General features: G+C 72.0%; 16 protein-coding genes. 7 read left to right on the forward strand and 9 right to left on the reverse strand.

The features are described from left to right. Positions 1-7 precede the first annotated feature (7 nt). Complete coding sequence (locus QK440_RS09120; protein ID WP_282792499.1) at positions 8-259, forward strand: hypothetical protein; 252 nt, start codon at positions 8-10, stop codon at positions 257-259. Between the two features lie 33 nt (positions 260-292). Here the strand turns inward: QK440_RS09120 and QK440_RS09125 are convergent, their stop codons facing one another. Next, complete coding sequence (locus QK440_RS09125; RefSeq protein WP_282792500.1) at positions 293-1,051, reverse strand: uracil-DNA glycosylase; 759 nt, start codon at positions 1,049-1,051, stop codon at positions 293-295. Between the two features lie 259 nt (positions 1,052-1,310). Between QK440_RS09125 and QK440_RS09130 the strand changes: the two genes are divergently transcribed. Both QK440_RS09130 and QK440_RS09135 read left to right on the forward strand, forming a co-directional pair. After that, entirely contained in the window at positions 1,311-1,733 is a 423-nt protein-coding gene (locus QK440_RS09130; protein ID WP_282792501.1) for a hypothetical protein, read from the forward strand. An 83-nt stretch (positions 1,734-1,816) separates the two neighbouring features. Next, positions 1,817-2,524, forward strand: a complete 708-nt coding sequence (locus QK440_RS09135; protein WP_282792502.1) for a DUF6766 family protein — start codon at positions 1,817-1,819, stop codon at positions 2,522-2,524. Positions 2,525-2,623: 99 nt separating this feature from the next. On the opposite strand, the gene QK440_RS09140 is transcribed toward QK440_RS09135, so the two are convergent. Then, positions 2,624-3,004 carry a helix-turn-helix domain-containing protein gene (locus QK440_RS09140; RefSeq protein WP_190136608.1) on the reverse strand — a complete coding sequence of 127 codons (381 nt, stop codon included), beginning with the start codon at positions 3,002-3,004 and terminating at the stop codon, positions 2,624-2,626. Positions 3,005-3,266: 262 nt separating this feature from the next. Here QK440_RS09140 and QK440_RS09145 point away from each other — a divergent pair, with 262 nt between their 5' ends. Then, a complete protein-coding gene (locus tag QK440_RS09145; RefSeq protein ID WP_282792503.1) occupies positions 3,267-3,668 on the forward strand; it encodes a RidA family protein in 402 nt (133 codons plus the stop codon). Between the two features lie 17 nt (positions 3,669-3,685). Here QK440_RS09145 and QK440_RS09150 read toward each other — a convergent pair whose 3' ends face one another. The 5 genes from QK440_RS09150 to QK440_RS09170 form a co-directional block, all read right to left on the reverse strand. Next, positions 3,686-3,952 carry a hypothetical protein gene (locus QK440_RS09150; RefSeq protein ID WP_282792504.1) on the reverse strand — a complete coding sequence of 89 codons (267 nt, stop codon included), beginning with the start codon at positions 3,950-3,952 and terminating at the stop codon, positions 3,686-3,688. A 411-nt stretch (positions 3,953-4,363) separates the two neighbouring features. Further along, positions 4,364-6,757 carry an excinuclease ABC subunit UvrA gene (locus QK440_RS09155; protein WP_282792505.1) on the reverse strand — a complete coding sequence of 798 codons (2,394 nt, stop codon included), beginning with the start codon at positions 6,755-6,757 and terminating at the stop codon, positions 4,364-4,366. A 357-nt stretch (positions 6,758-7,114) separates the two neighbouring features. Continuing rightward, entirely contained in the window at positions 7,115-8,050 is a 936-nt protein-coding gene (locus QK440_RS09160) for a sensor histidine kinase (protein ID WP_282792506.1), read from the reverse strand. Then, the gene (locus QK440_RS09165; RefSeq protein WP_282792507.1) at positions 8,047-8,403 is read right to left on the reverse strand and encodes an STAS domain-containing protein; all 357 of its coding nucleotides are present in this window, start codon (positions 8,401-8,403) and stop codon (positions 8,047-8,049) included. Before QK440_RS09165 ends, QK440_RS09160 begins: the two co-directional genes overlap by 4 nt. A 249-nt stretch (positions 8,404-8,652) precedes the next feature. After that, the gene (locus tag QK440_RS09170; RefSeq protein WP_282792508.1) at positions 8,653-9,501 is read right to left on the reverse strand and encodes an RNA polymerase sigma factor SigF; all 849 of its coding nucleotides are present in this window, start codon (positions 9,499-9,501) and stop codon (positions 8,653-8,655) included. Positions 9,502-10,179: 678 nt separating this feature from the next. Here QK440_RS09170 and QK440_RS09175 point away from each other — a divergent pair. Both QK440_RS09175 and QK440_RS09180 read left to right on the forward strand, forming a co-directional pair. Continuing rightward, positions 10,180-11,304: an acyltransferase gene (locus QK440_RS09175; RefSeq protein ID WP_349239275.1), complete on the forward strand. Its 1,125-nt coding sequence runs from the start codon at positions 10,180-10,182 to the stop codon at positions 11,302-11,304. 109 nt (positions 11,305-11,413) lie between these two features. After that, positions 11,414-11,977: a dihydrofolate reductase family protein gene (locus tag QK440_RS09180; protein WP_282792510.1), complete on the forward strand. Its 564-nt coding sequence runs from the start codon at positions 11,414-11,416 to the stop codon at positions 11,975-11,977. Between the two features lie 193 nt (positions 11,978-12,170). Here the strand turns inward: QK440_RS09180 and QK440_RS09185 are convergent, their stop codons facing one another. Next, entirely contained in the window at positions 12,171-12,719 is a 549-nt protein-coding gene (locus QK440_RS09185; RefSeq protein WP_282792511.1) for a DUF1062 domain-containing protein, read from the reverse strand. Positions 12,720-13,050: 331 nt separating this feature from the next. Continuing rightward, positions 13,051-13,617: a TetR/AcrR family transcriptional regulator gene (locus tag QK440_RS09190; protein WP_282792512.1), complete on the reverse strand. Its 567-nt coding sequence runs from the start codon at positions 13,615-13,617 to the stop codon at positions 13,051-13,053. Positions 13,618-13,854: 237 nt separating this feature from the next. Between QK440_RS09190 and QK440_RS09195 the strand changes: the two genes are divergently transcribed. After that, a complete protein-coding gene (locus QK440_RS09195; protein WP_282792513.1) occupies positions 13,855-14,286 on the forward strand; it encodes a DUF3995 domain-containing protein in 432 nt (143 codons plus the stop codon). Positions 14,287-14,359: the final 73 nt, after the last annotated feature.

Genomic DNA, 14,359 nt, shown 5'->3' on the forward strand with positions numbered 1-14,359 from the left:
GGGGCGGGTGACGGTGGCCTTCGCCGAGCGGAACACGTTCGGTGCCCTCGACCACGACGTCACCCTGTCCTCGGGCGAGGTCGTCCACAACCCGCTGCGGGTGCTGGGCGGCGGCGACGGGTGCGAGGTGGTGTGCACGCCGCGCCGACGGCCGGGGACGAGCGACGAGGACGTCCGGCGCGACGCGGACGCGGTGCTCGCCGGCCTCACCGCGCTCAAGCGGGTCGTCGAACGGCCGGGCGGTCCCGGCCCGCGCTGAGGCGGCGGCCGTCGGCCCGGCGGCCGCCGGGTCTCACGGGCGCGGCCGGTGCCGGGGCGCGTACGGCGGGATGCCCGCCTCGCCCGCCGCCTCCCGCAGGACGTCCCGGAGCATGGCCGGGGTCAGCCGCCCGGTGAACGTGTTGCGCTGGCTGACGTGGAAGCAGCCGTACAGGGTCACGGGACCGGGGGCGCCCGCGTGGCCGTCGGCGGGCGGGGAGCCGCGCTCCAGCGTGACCCGCGCGCCGTGCGCGAAGCGCGGGCGGGGCCGGGGCAGCAGCCACCCCGCCTCCGCGAAGGCGGGCAGCGCCGCCTGCCAGCCGAAGGCCCCCAGGACCACCACCGCGCGCAGGTGCGGCGCGAGCAGCTCCAGTTCCCGTACGAGCCAGGGCCTGCAGGCGTCCCGCTCCCCCGGGGTCGGCTTGTTCTCCGGTGGCGCGCAGTGCACCGGGGACGTCACCCGGACGCCACGCAGGGTCAGCCCGTCGTCCGCGGACACCGCCAGCGGGCTCGACGCGAGTCCCACCTCGTGCAGGGCCCCGTACAGGACGTCGCCGGAGCGGTCGCCGGTGAACATCCGGCCGGTCCGGTTGCCCCCGTGCGCGGCGGGCGCGAGGCCCACGACGAGCAGCGAGGCGTCCGCGGGCCCGAACCCGGGCACCGGGCGGGACCAGTACGTCCAGTCCTTGAACGCGGCCCGCTTGACCCGCCCGACCTCCTCGCGCCAGGCCACCAGCCGTGGACAGGCGGTGCACCCCGCGATGCGGGCGTCCAGTTCGGCAAGAGGATCCATGGCGTGCACCTGCCCGGGACTGACGGCGTCGAACGGAGGAGTGATCAGCGGATCTCCACCGTAGTGCGGCCGCCGCCGGGCGGGGCGGCCGCGGCCGAACGGCCGCGGCCCGATCGGGGCATCCCGCCCGTGTCACCCGCGCGGCACCGCCGCGGGCGGCCGGTGTGCGGCATCGTCGACGTGCCCCGCGCCCGGGGCGGTGTCCGGCGACGGGCCGGCACCCGGGCAGGCGCCGGGACGGTACAGGGGAGCGGCATTGGTGCGTGGCAGGACGACGGGCGGGTTCGCCGGGGCGGGTGCGCTCGCGGTGGTGCTGCTCTCCGCGCTGACCGGCTGCGGCGCCCTCGCCGAGCGCGAGGACGCGGCCGCCGCGGCGGCGGACCGGTTCGGGAGGAGCCTGCGCGCCGCGGACGCCGGACGCGGCTGTGCGGCGCTCGCCCCCGGAACCCGCGAGGAACTGGAGCGCACCGCCGAGCTGCCGTGCGCGCGGGCCCTGCCGGACGCGGGCCTGCCCGACGCGGGCGAGGTCCGGTCCGTCGACGTGTACGGGCGTCAGGCGCGCGTCGTCCTGCGCCGCGACACGCTGTTCCTGTCGTCCTTCCCGGACGGCTGGAAGGTCACGGCCGCCGGCTGCACTCCCCGGCCCGAGCGGCCGTACCAGTGTCTGATCAAGGGTGGGTGAGGGATGCGCACGCTGTTCACCCTGTATCTCGTCGTCATCGTCGGCGGTCTTGCCTACTGCGCGTCGCTGGGGCTGATGCACCGGTGAAGGGGGCACGACACACCCCGGCGAAGGGCCTGCGGCGCTTCGTGCGCGACAACGGGCTGTCCCTGGCCTTCGGTCTCGGCTTCCTCCTCACGCTGGCGGGCCAGGCGGTCGCCGGGCACGCCGAGTTCACCAACCGCCTCGTCGCCGAGGAGCTCCAGCCGGTGGGCTTCGGCGGCTATCTGCTCACCTCCGACTTCGCCGTGGACGTCACGGAGAACTGGCAGTCGGAGTACCTCCAGTTCTTCCTCTACGTCTTCGGCACGGTGTGGCTGCTGCAGCGCGGCTCGCCCGAGTCGAAGGAGCTCGACAGGGCGGGCCCGGAGACGGACAGGCAGCAGGGCGTCGGCGCGTACGCGAGGGCCGACTCGCCGCGCTGGGCCGCCGTCGGCGGCCTGCGGCAGGCCTGGTTCTCCCGCTCCCTGGGCACGGTCATGGGCGTGGTGTTCCTGCTCTCGTGGCTGGCGCAGTCCGTCACCGGCGTCGCCGCGTACAACGAGGAGCACCTGCGGGAACTACAGGCACCCATCGGCTGGACCGCGTACCTCACGGCCGCCGACTTCTGGGACCGCACCCTGCAGAACTGGCAGTCCGAACTCCTCGCCGTGGGGTCGATGGCCATCCTCTCCGTGTATCTGCGCCAGCGCGGGTCACCGGAGTCCAAGCCCGTGGGCGCGGCGCACACCTCCACCGGGGTCGAGGGCTGAGCGGGGCCGCCACTGCGTCGCGCGCCCCGGTGCCAGGTGCCGACCCGCCGCCGGGCGTACGGGTGTCAGGCGTCGACGCGGGCGGCGGGCGCCCCGGCGTCAGGCGTCGACGCGGCGGCGGGCGGCCTCGATGTCGCCGAGGTACTGGTGGGTCCAGCCGCACATGCCGTCGACCACGCCCCGCAGGGCACGGCCCGGCGCGGTGAGGGTGTACTCCACGCGCGGCGGGACGGTGGGGTGCACGGTCCGCTCGACCAGGCCGTTGCGCTCCAGCATGCGGAGGTTCTGGGTGAGCATCTTGTGGCTGATGCCCTCGACCTCGTTCCGCAACGCGCTGAAGCGCAGGGTGTGTTCACCGAGGGCCTCGATGATCAGGAGCGCCCATTTGTTGGCCACGTCCGAGAAGATCTCGCGCGCCAGCGAGTCCGCCCGCCGCAGATCCGCGTCCTCGGCCGTGCCCGTGTACTGCTTGGTCACCATCTGGTTCCCCAGTCACTGAAAAGTGCGTTCTTCCGGCTCGCTCGGCACTCTCCTACAGTTCCTGAGTAACCACAAGAGAGCACAAGCGCTCGGTGCGCGCGTGCCGAAGGGGGCGGAAGTGCGCGTGCGTGCCCGCGAGCGGGCGTGAGTGCGCGTAGGACGCGCGTGGGTGCGCCCACGCGCCGGCGCGCGGTGGCGCGGTGGCGCGTACGAGCGGTTCCCGTCGTCGCTCCGCCTCCTCCTCGACCGAAGGGCAAGCACTGTGACCACCCTCGACGTCTACGACCACCACGTGCCCGCGGAGAGCGACTTCGGCTACACGCAGGCCATCAGGTCGGGCGATCTGATCCACGTCTCCGGGCAGCTCTCGCTCGACGAGGCGGGCGCCTTCGTCCACGCGGACGACTTCGCCGCCCAGCTCCGGCAGACCTACGCCAACGGCGACAGGGTCCTCGGCCACTACGGCGCCACTCGCAACCAGGTCGTCTCCCAGACCTTGTACGTGGTGAACCTGCTGCGCAACGCCGCGGCGACGGCTGAGGGCAACCGCGCCTACTTCGGCGCGCACCGGCCGGTCAGCACCGTCGTCGGCGTCGCCGAACTGCCCTTCCCCGGCCAGGCCGTCGAGATCGCCTTCGTCGTCGACACCAGGCTGCCCGCCTGACCCGGGCGGCTCGTCCCTCACGGCACGTCGCCGCGCCAGTCCCACAGCTCCGGCGCGTCCGGGCGGGGAGCGTACTCGCTGCGCCCGCCCGGGCCGTACCGGCCTATCTCCGTGGCGAGCAGAGCGCCTTCGGCCAGTTGCCGGGGCGTCCAGTCCGTGACGTCGAGCAGGAGGCCGTCGAGCGGCCCGCCGACGAGTTCGCGGTAGACGTGGCCCACCCGGGGGCCGGGGTCGGGAACGTCGTGGTCGGTGCCGTAGACGCGGCGGTTCGTGAGCTCGTCCATGGTGCCGAGCCTCCCATCCACCACTGACAGTCGGCGTGGGGGCCGGAGCGGGACGGGGGCGGAGCGAGGGCTCGGGCGAGCGGACCCGGAGCCGGGCCGGGTACGGCCCCGGGTCACGCCGCGTACGCCTCCACGGCACACATCCGGCTGCTGCGTTTATGCGGAGGAAACCTCCATGTCGCACCGGCACGGCCGTGTCGTCACGGTACTTCCGCTGCTCAGCACGGGGCCGGGGCGGGGCGGGAGCCTCCCGGATGGCGTCGCGCGACCAACAACACTCAGCCAAACTGCGTCCCGGCAGCGCATGTCCGCCGCCCGCGCTGGCACACTGAATGCAGGGCCCGCCGTGCTCCCCCGTCGCGGCGGGCCCCTCTTGTCGGTGCGCCGGCGCAGAGGGGCCCGGCTCCCCGTTCAGGCGCCGACGTAGTCCGCGAGGTGCTCGCCGGTGAGGGTGGAGCGGGCGGCGACGAGATCGGCGGGCGTGCCCTCGAAGACGACCTCTCCGCCGTCGTGGCCGGCGCCCGGACCGAGATCGATGATCCAGTCGGCGTGCGCCATGACCGCCTGGTGGTGCTCGATGACGACGACGGACTTGCCGGAGTCGACGAGCCGGTCGAGGAGGCCGAGGAGCTGCTCCACGTCGGCGAGGTGAAGGCCGGTGGTCGGCTCGTCGAGGACGTACACGCCGCCCTTCTCCCCCATGTGGGTGGCCAGCTTCAGGCGCTGCCGCTCGCCGCCGGACAGCGTGGTGAGGGGCTGGCCGAGGGTGAGGTAGCCGAGCCCGACGTCGACGAGCCGGTCGAGGACCTTGTGCGCGGCCGGGGTGCGCGCGTCACCGGCGCCGAAGAACTCCTCGGCCTCGGTCACCGACATCGCGAGCACCTCGCTGATGTCGCGGCCGCCGAGGCGGTACTCGAGGACCGACGCCTGGAACCGCTTGCCCTCGCAGTCCTCGCAGGGGGTGTCGACGCCCGCCATCATGCCCAGGTCGACGTAGACGACGCCGGCGCCGTTGCACGTGGGGCACGCGCCCTCGGAGTTGGCGCTGAACAGCCCCGGCTTCACACCGTTGGCCTTCGCGAAGGCCTTGCGGATCGGGTCGAGCAGTCCGGTGTACGTCGCCGGGTTGCTGCGCCGCGAGCCGCGGATCGGCGTCTGGTCGACGGCCACCACCCCTTCGTCGGCGGGCAGGGAACCGTGGATGAGCGAGCTCTTGCCGGAGCCCGCGACACCGGTGACGACGCAGAGCACCCCCAGCGGGATGTCGACGTCGACGTCGCGCAGGTTGTTCGCCGTCGCCCCGCGGATCTCGAGCGCCCCGGTGGGCTTGCGGACCGACTCCTTGAGCACGGCCCGGTCGTCGAGGTGGCGGCCGGTGACGCTGCCGCTGGCGCGCAGCCCCTCGACGGTGCCCTGGAAGCAGACGGTGCCGCCCGCGGTGCCGGCGCCGGGGCCGAGGTCGACGACGTGGTCGGCGATCGCGATCGTCTCCGGCTTGTGCTCCACGACGAGCACCGTGTTGCCCTTGTCCCGCAGCCGCAGCAGCAGGTCGTTCATCCGCTGGATGTCGTGGGGGTGCAGGCCGATGGTGGGCTCGTCGAAGACGTAGGTGACGTCGGTGAGCGAGGAGCCGAGGTGCCGGATCATCTTGACCCGCTGCGCCTCGCCGCCGGACAGGCTGCCCGCGGGCCGGTCGAGCGACAGGTAGCCGAGGCCGATCTCCGTGAACGAGTCGAGGGTGTGCCGGAGCGCGGCGAGCAGCGGCGCCACCGAGGGCTCCTCGCGGCCGCGGACCCACGCGGCCAGGTCGCGGATCTCCATGGCGCAGGCGTCGGCGATGCTGATTCCGTCGATCTTCGAGGACCGGGCGCCCTCGCTCAGCCGGGTGCCGTCGCACTCGGGGCAGGTCATGAAGGTGACCGCCCGCTCGACGAACGCCCGGATGTGCGGCTGCATCGCCTCCTTGTCCTTGGACAGGAACGACTTCTGGATCTTGGGGATCAGGCCCTCGTAGGTGAGGTTGACGCCGTTGACCTTGACCTTGGTGGGCTCCCGGTAGAGGAAGTCGTGCATCTCCTTCGTGGTGAAGTCACGGATCGGCTTGTCCGGGTCGAGGAAGCCCGACTCGGCGTAGACGCCCACGGTCCACACGTTGTCCGACTTCCAGCCGGGGATGGTGAACGCGCCCTCCGCGATGGACTTGGAGTCGTCGTAGAGCTGGGTGAGGTCGATGTCGGAGACCTTGCCGCGGCCCTCGCAGCGGTTGCACATGCCGCCGACGCGCTCGAAAGTGGCCTTCTCCGCCTTGGTCCTGGCGCCGCGCTCGACGGTGATCGCACCGCTCGCCCTGACCGATGCGGTGTTGAAGGAGTAGGCGCTGGGCGGGCCGATGTGCGGCTCGCCGAGTCTGCTGAAGAGGATGCGCAGCATCGCGTTGGCGTCGGTGGCGGTGCCGACGGTGGAGCGGGGGTCGCCGCCCATGCGCTGCTGGTCGACGGTGATCGCGGTGGTCAGGCCGTCGAGGACGTCGACGTCGGGCCGGGCGAGGTTCGGCATGAAGCCCTGCAGGAACGCGCTGTAGGTCTCGTTGATCAGCCGCTGCGACTCGGCGGCGATGGTGTCGAACACCAGGGAGCTCTTGCCGGATCCGGACACGCCGGTGAACACCGTGAGGCGGCGTTTCGGGATCTCGATGCTGACGTCCTTGAGGTTGTTCTCCCGCGCGCCGTGCACCCGGATCAGGTCGTGGCGGTCAGCGGCGTGGGACGCAGGCGACTGCGTGTCGGTGCTGTGGCCCTTGCTCATCGTGTCTCCTCCGTGCGGCGCGGCCGCCTGCGCGGCCCGTGACGCATCGCCTGGCTCGGTCCGTTCGGGTGCGAGCAGTATGCATGGTCGCTTCCCGCCGGTCATCGGGCGTGCGGCGGCGCCCGGTACGGCGGGGTGGAGCCGGCACCGGGGAGCGGTACGGAGTGGTGGGGGCGTACGCACGCCGAGGGGCGGCCACCCGGATCGGTGGCCGCCCCTCGGTGTCACGGGCCGCGCGGTGGGCCCTCGTGGTCAGTCGGGCGGCGCCGGGCCGTGGCACCGCCGGCCGGGACGGGCCCGGTCCGTCACCGGGTGGTGGCGGGCCGCGGTGTCACCGGCCGACTGCGGGCCCCGGTGTCACCGGCCGAGGTAGAACCGCACGGTCGTGCCCTCGTCGCCGGTGTGCAGGCGTACCAGGTCGGACACGTAGTGGACCAGCATCAGGCCCCGGCCGCCGAGCTGCCCCCGCTCCGGCGGCCTGCGGCCCGCGAGCGGATCGGTCAGGCGGCCCGCGTCGCGCACCTCGAACACGAGTTGTTCCCGCTCGGCCCAGACCGCCAGCGTCCCGCGGCCGCCGCCGTGGATCACGCTGTTGGTGGTCAGCTCCGCGACCGCCAGCTCCACGTCCATGACCCGCTCCCCCGCCAGGCCCAGGCGGCCCGCCTCGGCGACGGCGAACTGGCGGGCCGCGGGCAGGTCCTCACGGCCGTAGGAGAAGACCGCGGCGTCCGGCGCGGCCACCAGGGGCTCGTTGTAGCGGGCGACGACCGCCTGCCAGTCGTAGACGTCGCTGGTCCCCTCCCGCCCGTCACCGCTGATGAGGGTGGGGTGGGTGATCCGCGCGTCCTCGATCACCTCGGGGTCGAGCCGCGTCTCGTCGTACGGACACAGGATCGTCACCGGGCGGCCCTCGAAAGCGGCGTTGATCAGCGCCTCGTGCTGGGCGCACGCCGGGTACTCCACCGCGGACCTGCCCGCCCAGATCGGCTCGCCGATGATCCGTACCCGCCCCTCGGGGTGGGCGTCGGCGAACCCGCGCAGCACCCGGGGGATGATCCGTCCCGGGTTGCGTCCGGCTTCGGTCATGTCGAGGAACGTGACGCCGTCGGCGTCCGCGCCGAGCCCGTCCTTGATCAGCTCCAGGTTGGGGCCGGGCACGGCGACGGCCAGCGGCTCGCCGTTGGCCAGGCCCTTGCGCAGGAACGACACCGTCTGCCGGGTGTACTCCTGCTCGGTGCGGTAGAAGAGGGCGGGGTGGACGAACGCCTCGTCGGTGGTCACCTGGGTCGTCATCGGGGAGCCACCTCGATCCGGTCAAGACCGGGCCAGAACATGCCAAGGACCCGCGGGAGCTGCGGCGGGGGGTGCTCGACCACGACTCTTCCGTCGGACAGGTTCATGGCAGTGACGGCCAGGGCCGACACCCCGGCCACGTCGACGAAGTCCACCTGCGACAGCTCCACGTAGGACACGCCCTCGTGGTGCCGGGACATCTCCGCCAGGGCCCGCTCCCAGGACGGGCGGGTGACTTCGCAGATCTCACCGCTGGCACGGATCCCAGCGCGACCGGACAACGGGCTCACCTCCAACGCGGCCCTCCCGGGCACCACCGGGCCAGACCCGCCCACCGTGTGCAGGGCATCCATGCTCGGACTCCTCAAACATCCCGTCAGCCGCCTGTCGACTGCCTCAGCCCAGCACCGGCAGAAGGAGACTTCTTCCAGCCGGGCAGTCTACCGCCGCGCGCCGTCCGCGAGAGCGGCGGGCAGGTCCCGGCCCGGAGCGCCCCGTCGGCCGTGGGGCGTCGGACCGGTGGAGCGGGGCCATGGACCGGTGGGGCCGCTCGGGCGTCCGGGGAGCACGAGGTGAGGGCCCCCGGTGGGTCCGGTCGGTCGTCACGACGTCATCAGCATGCCCTCACGCAGGCGGGCCAGGCAGCGCGCCAGGAGACGGGAGACGTGCATCTGCGAGACGCCGAGGCGTTCGCCGATCTGGGCCTGGGTGAGCTCCTCCACGAACCGCCAGTGGATGATCTGCCGGTCGCGCTCGTCGAGGGCGGCGATCATCGGGGCCAGGGCGTGGAAGTCCTCCACCAGCTCCAGGGCCGCGTCGTCCAGGCCGATGAAGTCGGCGAGCGCGGTCTCGCTCTCGTCGTTGGTGGCGAGCGCGGCGTCCAGGGAGGCGGCGTTGTAGCCGTTGGAGGCGACGCGGGCCTCGATGACCTCGGCCTCGCTCAGGCTCATCAGCTCGGCGAGTTCCTTGACGGTCGGCGTACGGCCCATGCGGCTGCGCAGTTCCTCGGTGGCCTGCGCGAGGTGGACGCGGGCTTCCTGGAGGCGGCGCGGGACGTGCACGGCCCAGGAGGTGTCGCGGAAGAACCGCTTGATCTCGCCGACGATGTACGGGATGGCGAAGGAGGTGAACTCCACCTCTCGGGATATCTCGAAGCGGTCGATGGCCTTGATCAGCCCGATGGTGCCGACCTGGATGATGTCCTCCATCTCCTCCGGGTTCCGGCTGCGGTAGCGGCCGGCCGCGAAGCGGACGAGGGACAGGTTCATCTCGATCAGCGTGTTCCGCGCGTACTGGTATTCGGCGGTGCCTTCCTCCAGTACCGCCAGCCGGTCGAAGAACGTCTTCGACAACTGCCGGGCGTCCTTCGGTGCGATCGCCGCCGGGTCGGCGATCGCCGGCAGCTCGGTGGTCACCTGGTACTGGGTGCTGGCTGTCGCCGTCATGGCCATTCCCTCCCGTCGTTCAGTCGTGCCCCGGCGTCCGCGGGGCGACGTGAGGGCGGCTACCCGGCCGTAGCCCTTCCACTCCCCTGGATCCGAACATCCTTGAAACCGGTCGGGCCCGGATGTTGCCGGGCCCCGGCCATCAGCGGGGCGCGGTCCGGGCGTGCGGCCGGCGCGCGACCCGGGCGTACCGCACCGCGATGCGGCGTCGGCCACGGGCGGGGCCGGTGGCCGTCACCCGGGACGGATGCGCCCTGACCGCGGTCGCAGGGGGTCCGCGCGAAGTCCGCCCCGGTGCCCCCTCTTTCCGGTACCTGGTATTCCGGATGGCTTCCGGAAGGGCGCCGGGGCGCCCGTGCCCCTCTCACAGATCCATTGCGCGAGCCCCACCCTTTTTACTCTCCCTTTACCTCTTCTCTCGCGCGCGTACTGTCGGCAGTACACGCGCGCCACGAAAAAGCCGCGGAATCTTGCGCCGCGAGGCCTCCAGCCGCCAACCTCTGTCCACTACTCAAGGATCACAGGTGCCCCGCCCCGGAAGACGCGGTGCCGCCCCGTCTGCGCGGGCCCGGGGCCGTCACCGGCGTGGAACGCCCGCCGCCGGGGCACAGCAAGCGGAGGGTTTTCACCATGGCCACAGATGCCGCACGCCCCAGAATTCCGAGACTTCCGTCCCTGAGCGGAATGCGTTTCATCGCGGCGCTCCCCGTATTCGCTTTCCACGCGACCGCGGCGCCGAATTTCCTGCGCGGTGACGTCGGGGAGTTCTTCAGCGATGTCTTCCGCGACACCGGAACGCCCAGTGTGAGTTTCTTCTTCATTCTCAGCGGTTTCATCCTGACCTGGTCGGCGCGGCCGAAGGACACCGTGCCCGGCTTCTGGCGGCGCAGGATGGTCAAGGTCTACCCGAACCACCTGGTGATGTTCGCGGCCACCGCGGTCGTGATGCTGGCCGCCTCCGATCCCATCGAGGCGAAGAAGTTCTTCACCAGCCTCTTCCTCGTGCAGTCCTGGGTGCCCGAGCTCATGGTCCCCACCGGGATGAACCCCGTGGCGTGGTCGCTGTCCTGCGAGGTCTTCTTCTACCTGAGCTTCCCGCTGCTGCTGCTCCTGGTGCGGCGCCTGCCCGTGCGCGGGCTGTGGGCGCTGGCCGGAGTGCTGCTCGTCCTCCCCTGGCTCGCGGTGCCGTTCTCCAAGGGCGTCATCGGCGGCACGCCCCTGCCCGGCGGTTACGGCGTCAGCTTCGAGCAGCTCTGGTTCATCTACTTCTTCCCGGTGACGCGCATGGCCGAGTTCGTCCTCGGCATCGTGCTCGCGCGCCTGGTGCTCGCCGGGGCCGTGCCGCGGATCGGCATGCTCCCCGCCGCCGCCCTCACCGTGGGCGGCTTCGTACTCAACGCGCACCTGCCGTACGCGTACAGCGTCGGCGGCACGGCCGCCGTCTGGGTCGCGCCGCTGGTCCTCGCCGGTACGACGGCCGACGTACGCGGCACGCGCTCGCTGGTGCGCGGCCGGGTGCTGGTCAAGCTCGGCGAGATGTCGTTCGCCTTCTATCTGGTGCACACGCTGCTCCTGACGTCGGCGGGCCGGTGGCTGCTGCCGGACGCGTCGGCCGGTGGCGCGCTGGGGCTGCTCGTCGGCTGCCTGGTGGTGAGCCTCGCCGCGTCGTACGCGATGTTCACGTGGGTGGAGGCGCCGCTGGTACGGAAGTTCGGCAGCTACGGCGGCGCCTCGCGGCGGCGGCCGGGGCCGCAGGAGCCCGCCGGCGCCGCTCCCGCTCCGCTGGCGGCGGTGGAGGCCAAGGAGTAGCCGCCCCGGTGCCGGGCGGTTCGCCCGCGCCCCGGCCCACGACGGGGCCGGGGCGCGGGCGTGCGCATAGGATGCGGCCCGACACCTCGCGAGACCTTGGGGCAGACGCATGGACGATGTGAGCGGCGGCACCGGCAAGGTGGTCGTGAACAGGGCGATGTCGCTGGACGGCTTCATCGCCGGTCCTGGTCACACGATGAGCTGGATCTTCGAGTACATCACCGCGGACACGTTCCCGGACGTCATGGCGGCCACGGGCGCCATGCTGATCGGCCGGGGCACGTACGAGGTCGGCAAGCGTATGGCCGACCAGGACACCGGCTACGACGGCGGAGCGCGCTTCGTCCTCACCCACAAACCTCCCCCGGAGCCGGACCCGGCCGTCACGTTCCTCACCTGCGACGTCGAGGAAGCCGTCGCCACGGCCCGCGGCGCCGCTGGCGGCAGGAACCTGGAGATCCTCGGTGCCGACGTGGCCGCCCAGTGCCTGCGCCGCGGGCTCGTCGACGAGATCCTGGTCTACGTCCTGCCGGTGCTGCTCGGCGACGGTGTCCGCTTCACGCCCCCGGGCCTCGGCAGAATCGACCTGGAGCCCTCCAGCACCATCCGGTCGGGCGCCGTCACGATGCTCCGCTTCCGCGTGCGCAAGGAGACCCGGCCCGCCGGCGCCTGAGGTCGCCGCGCGCGGGCGCACGAGGGGCGCGGCGGCAGCTGCGATGACAGCCGCCGCCAGGGGCCTGCCCGGCGGAAGTGCTCCGGACAGGCCCCTGGCCGTGCAGGCTTTGCACGGGCTCAGCGCTTCAGCGCCTCAGGGGTTGAGCGCCTCAGGGCTTTGAGCGCTTTCGGCGCTGCAGCCTGAAGGTGAATCAGCGCTTCAGCGTGAAGGTGAAGTTGTCGGACAGCTTGCCGCTCAGCGGGACCGCCGAGACGAGCCTCCCCTCCGTGAGCAGCCGCTCGACCTCGGCCCGCGAGAGACCGCAGCCTTCGGCGATCAGCCGTACCGGCCGCACCGGGATGCGCGCCGCGAAGCGCACCGAGACGTCGATCACCTCGTGGTCCAGGTGATCCGGTGCGCCGGTGTCGAGGCGCCAGGCGCGGTCCCAGTCGAGGGCGATGCGGTTACGGCGCCGCACGACCGGGTCCTGGAGCAGTTCAGCCGTCAGGCCGAGGTCGTTGTCGTGCAGCCGGTCCAGCAGCTCGGGTCGTACGGCACGCACGTGTGTCCGCTCGAAGACCGTGATCTTCGCGGTGTCCCCGCACGCGGTGCAGAGCACGAGGAGCCAGGCGTCGATGAGCTTGTGGTGGGCGTTGACGCGGAATTTTCCGCTCGCGCGGAAGCGGTCCGACGCGCACGTGTGGCAGCGACGGCGGACGAGCGGCAGGCAGGTGGGTATGACCACCCAGTTCTTGAGCACAGAGGTACACCGGTTCCAGTGAGAAGTCCGCAGCAAAAAGCAGCGCGGCGCGCAGGCGCGACGCGCGACGAATCAGCGCTCGGGGGGTCTCACAGGGTGTACAACGGCACGTCCTTGCCTAGCTGACTGGGCCGGGCAGCACGGTAGTGGCGCACGGCGACGCCGCTCCACTGGTTTTCGCTCGCTGCGACGCCAGGTTCGCCGAGTGACCGAACCTGGCGGCGGCTGTGCCCCGCGTGCAGGCGAAAGCGACTGGCGAGCGGGCGAGTCGAACGAACGGTGCGGGGACAGGATCGGAACATGCGTCCAAGACGCTGACCGGAAGCTCCCTCTAGCGCGAGGAGTCGAGCAACCACTTCGTCGTCAGTTCGCGGACCTCGGCAGGGCTGCGGTCGCCCTGGTCGGCGAACATGAACTGGTCGGCGATGTACAGCGAGAAGGTGATCCGGCAGCGCGCCTCGACGTCGTCCTCGTCGGCGCAGAAGGCGCGGAACAGGGAACGCAGGTAGTCCATGTGGCGGTTGTCGACGCGTCGGACCCGCTCGGCGACCGCCGGGTCACGCCGGGCCCAGTCGCGGATGGCCAGGTCGGTGGCGAGGTCCGTGTCGAGCCCGTCGCCGGTGTCGACGATGGCGAACAGGTGGCGCAGCCGGGCTTTCGCGTCGCCGCCCTCCTTCTCGACCCGCGCTTCCACCTCGTCGGTGACCTCCCGCTCCCAGCGCTCCAGCATCTCCTCCAACAGGGCGCGCCGGTCGGCGAAGTAGCCGTAGAAGCCGCCCTTGGAGACGCCCAGCGCCTTCGCCAGCGCCTCGATCTGGACGGCGTCCGGGCCGCCCGCGGCGAGCGCGCGCAGCCCTTCCTCGATCCACTTGTGGCGCGGGGTGCGGGCCACAGCCATGATCGGCTCCGTTTCTCTCGGGTGCGCTCGGAAGCGTCAAGAGGCCATCTATACGCCATCGTATAAATGGCTGCTAGGGTCCATCTATACGGGGCCGTACAGATGTGGCCGCCGGGGTGGAGCCGCGTGAGGGACGCGCTTCGCCGGTGGCGCCCTTCGTGACGGCCGCGCGTGGCGCCCGCCGCGGCGGGCGCCACGTGTCGAGGGAGCGAGCACGTCGAGCTGGAGGTACGGGACATGGTCCGCACGGTGGCCCCTGTGGTGCTGACGATCACCCTGGCGGGGATCGGCTTGCTGCACTTCGTCTGGGCGTTCACGCCCTGGCCCATGAAGGACGCCCTCACGTTCACCAGGACGATCGGTGGCAGCGACGACGGCGTCATGCCGTCGGCCTCCAGCACCACGCTGGTAGGGGTGGCGCTGGTGGGCGGCGCCGTGCTCACCCTCATGGTGAACGAGACGATCCCGGCGATCGGCCCGAAGTGGCTGCGGCTGGCGGGCATGTACGGCCTCACGCTGGTGCTGCTGGTCCGCGGCCTGGGCGGGTACGTCCTGAACTCCGGTGCCGCCGAGGCGTTCCAGCGGTGGAACACGGTGCTGTACTCCCCGCTGTGCGTGGCACTCGCCGTCCTGGGCGGCACGGTCGCGACAGCCGCCACGCGGCGCTAGGCCGTTTCCTTCGGATCATCCGGTCGTTGGTCTGGGTGTGTCGTTGACTGACGCCCAGTGGGCGCGGATCGAG

Origin of the sequence: Streptomyces sp. CC224B (assembly GCF_030010595.1) — a bacterium.
In the GTDB taxonomy this organism is placed as follows: domain Bacteria; phylum Actinomycetota; class Actinomycetes; order Streptomycetales; family Streptomycetaceae; genus Streptomyces; species Streptomyces longispororuber.

What these genes read in the sequence shown, in the direction of transcription:
- QK440_RS09160 (WP_282792506.1), bottom strand. Translation starts at nt 8,050, where the DNA reads ATGACGACCCAGGTGACCACCGACGAGGCGTTCGTCCACCCCGCCCTC.
- QK440_RS09180 (WP_282792510.1), top strand. Translation starts at nt 11,414, where the DNA reads ATGGACGATGTGAGCGGCGGCACCGGCAAGGTGGTCGTGAACAGGGCG.
- QK440_RS09155 (WP_282792505.1), bottom strand. Translation starts at nt 6,757, where the DNA reads ATGAGCAAGGGCCACAGCACCGACACGCAGTCGCCTGCGTCCCACGCC.
- QK440_RS09165 (WP_282792507.1), bottom strand. Translation starts at nt 8,403, where the DNA reads ATGGATGCCCTGCACACGGTGGGCGGGTCTGGCCCGGTGGTGCCCGGG.
- QK440_RS09170 (WP_282792508.1), bottom strand. Translation starts at nt 9,501, where the DNA reads ATGGCCATGACGGCGACAGCCAGCACCCAGTACCAGGTGACCACCGAG.
- QK440_RS09175 (WP_349239275.1), top strand. Translation starts at nt 10,180, where the DNA reads ATGCGTTTCATCGCGGCGCTCCCCGTATTCGCTTTCCACGCGACCGCG.
- QK440_RS09140 (WP_190136608.1), bottom strand. Translation starts at nt 3,004, where the DNA reads ATGGTGACCAAGCAGTACACGGGCACGGCCGAGGACGCGGATCTGCGG.
- QK440_RS09125 (WP_282792500.1), bottom strand. Translation starts at nt 1,051, where the DNA reads ATGGATCCTCTTGCCGAACTGGACGCCCGCATCGCGGGGTGCACCGCC.
- QK440_RS09150 (WP_282792504.1), bottom strand. Translation starts at nt 3,952, where the DNA reads ATGGACGAGCTCACGAACCGCCGCGTCTACGGCACCGACCACGACGTT.
- QK440_RS09195 (WP_282792513.1), top strand. Translation starts at nt 13,855, where the DNA reads ATGGTCCGCACGGTGGCCCCTGTGGTGCTGACGATCACCCTGGCGGGG.
- QK440_RS09190 (WP_282792512.1), bottom strand. Translation starts at nt 13,617, where the DNA reads ATGGCTGTGGCCCGCACCCCGCGCCACAAGTGGATCGAGGAAGGGCTG.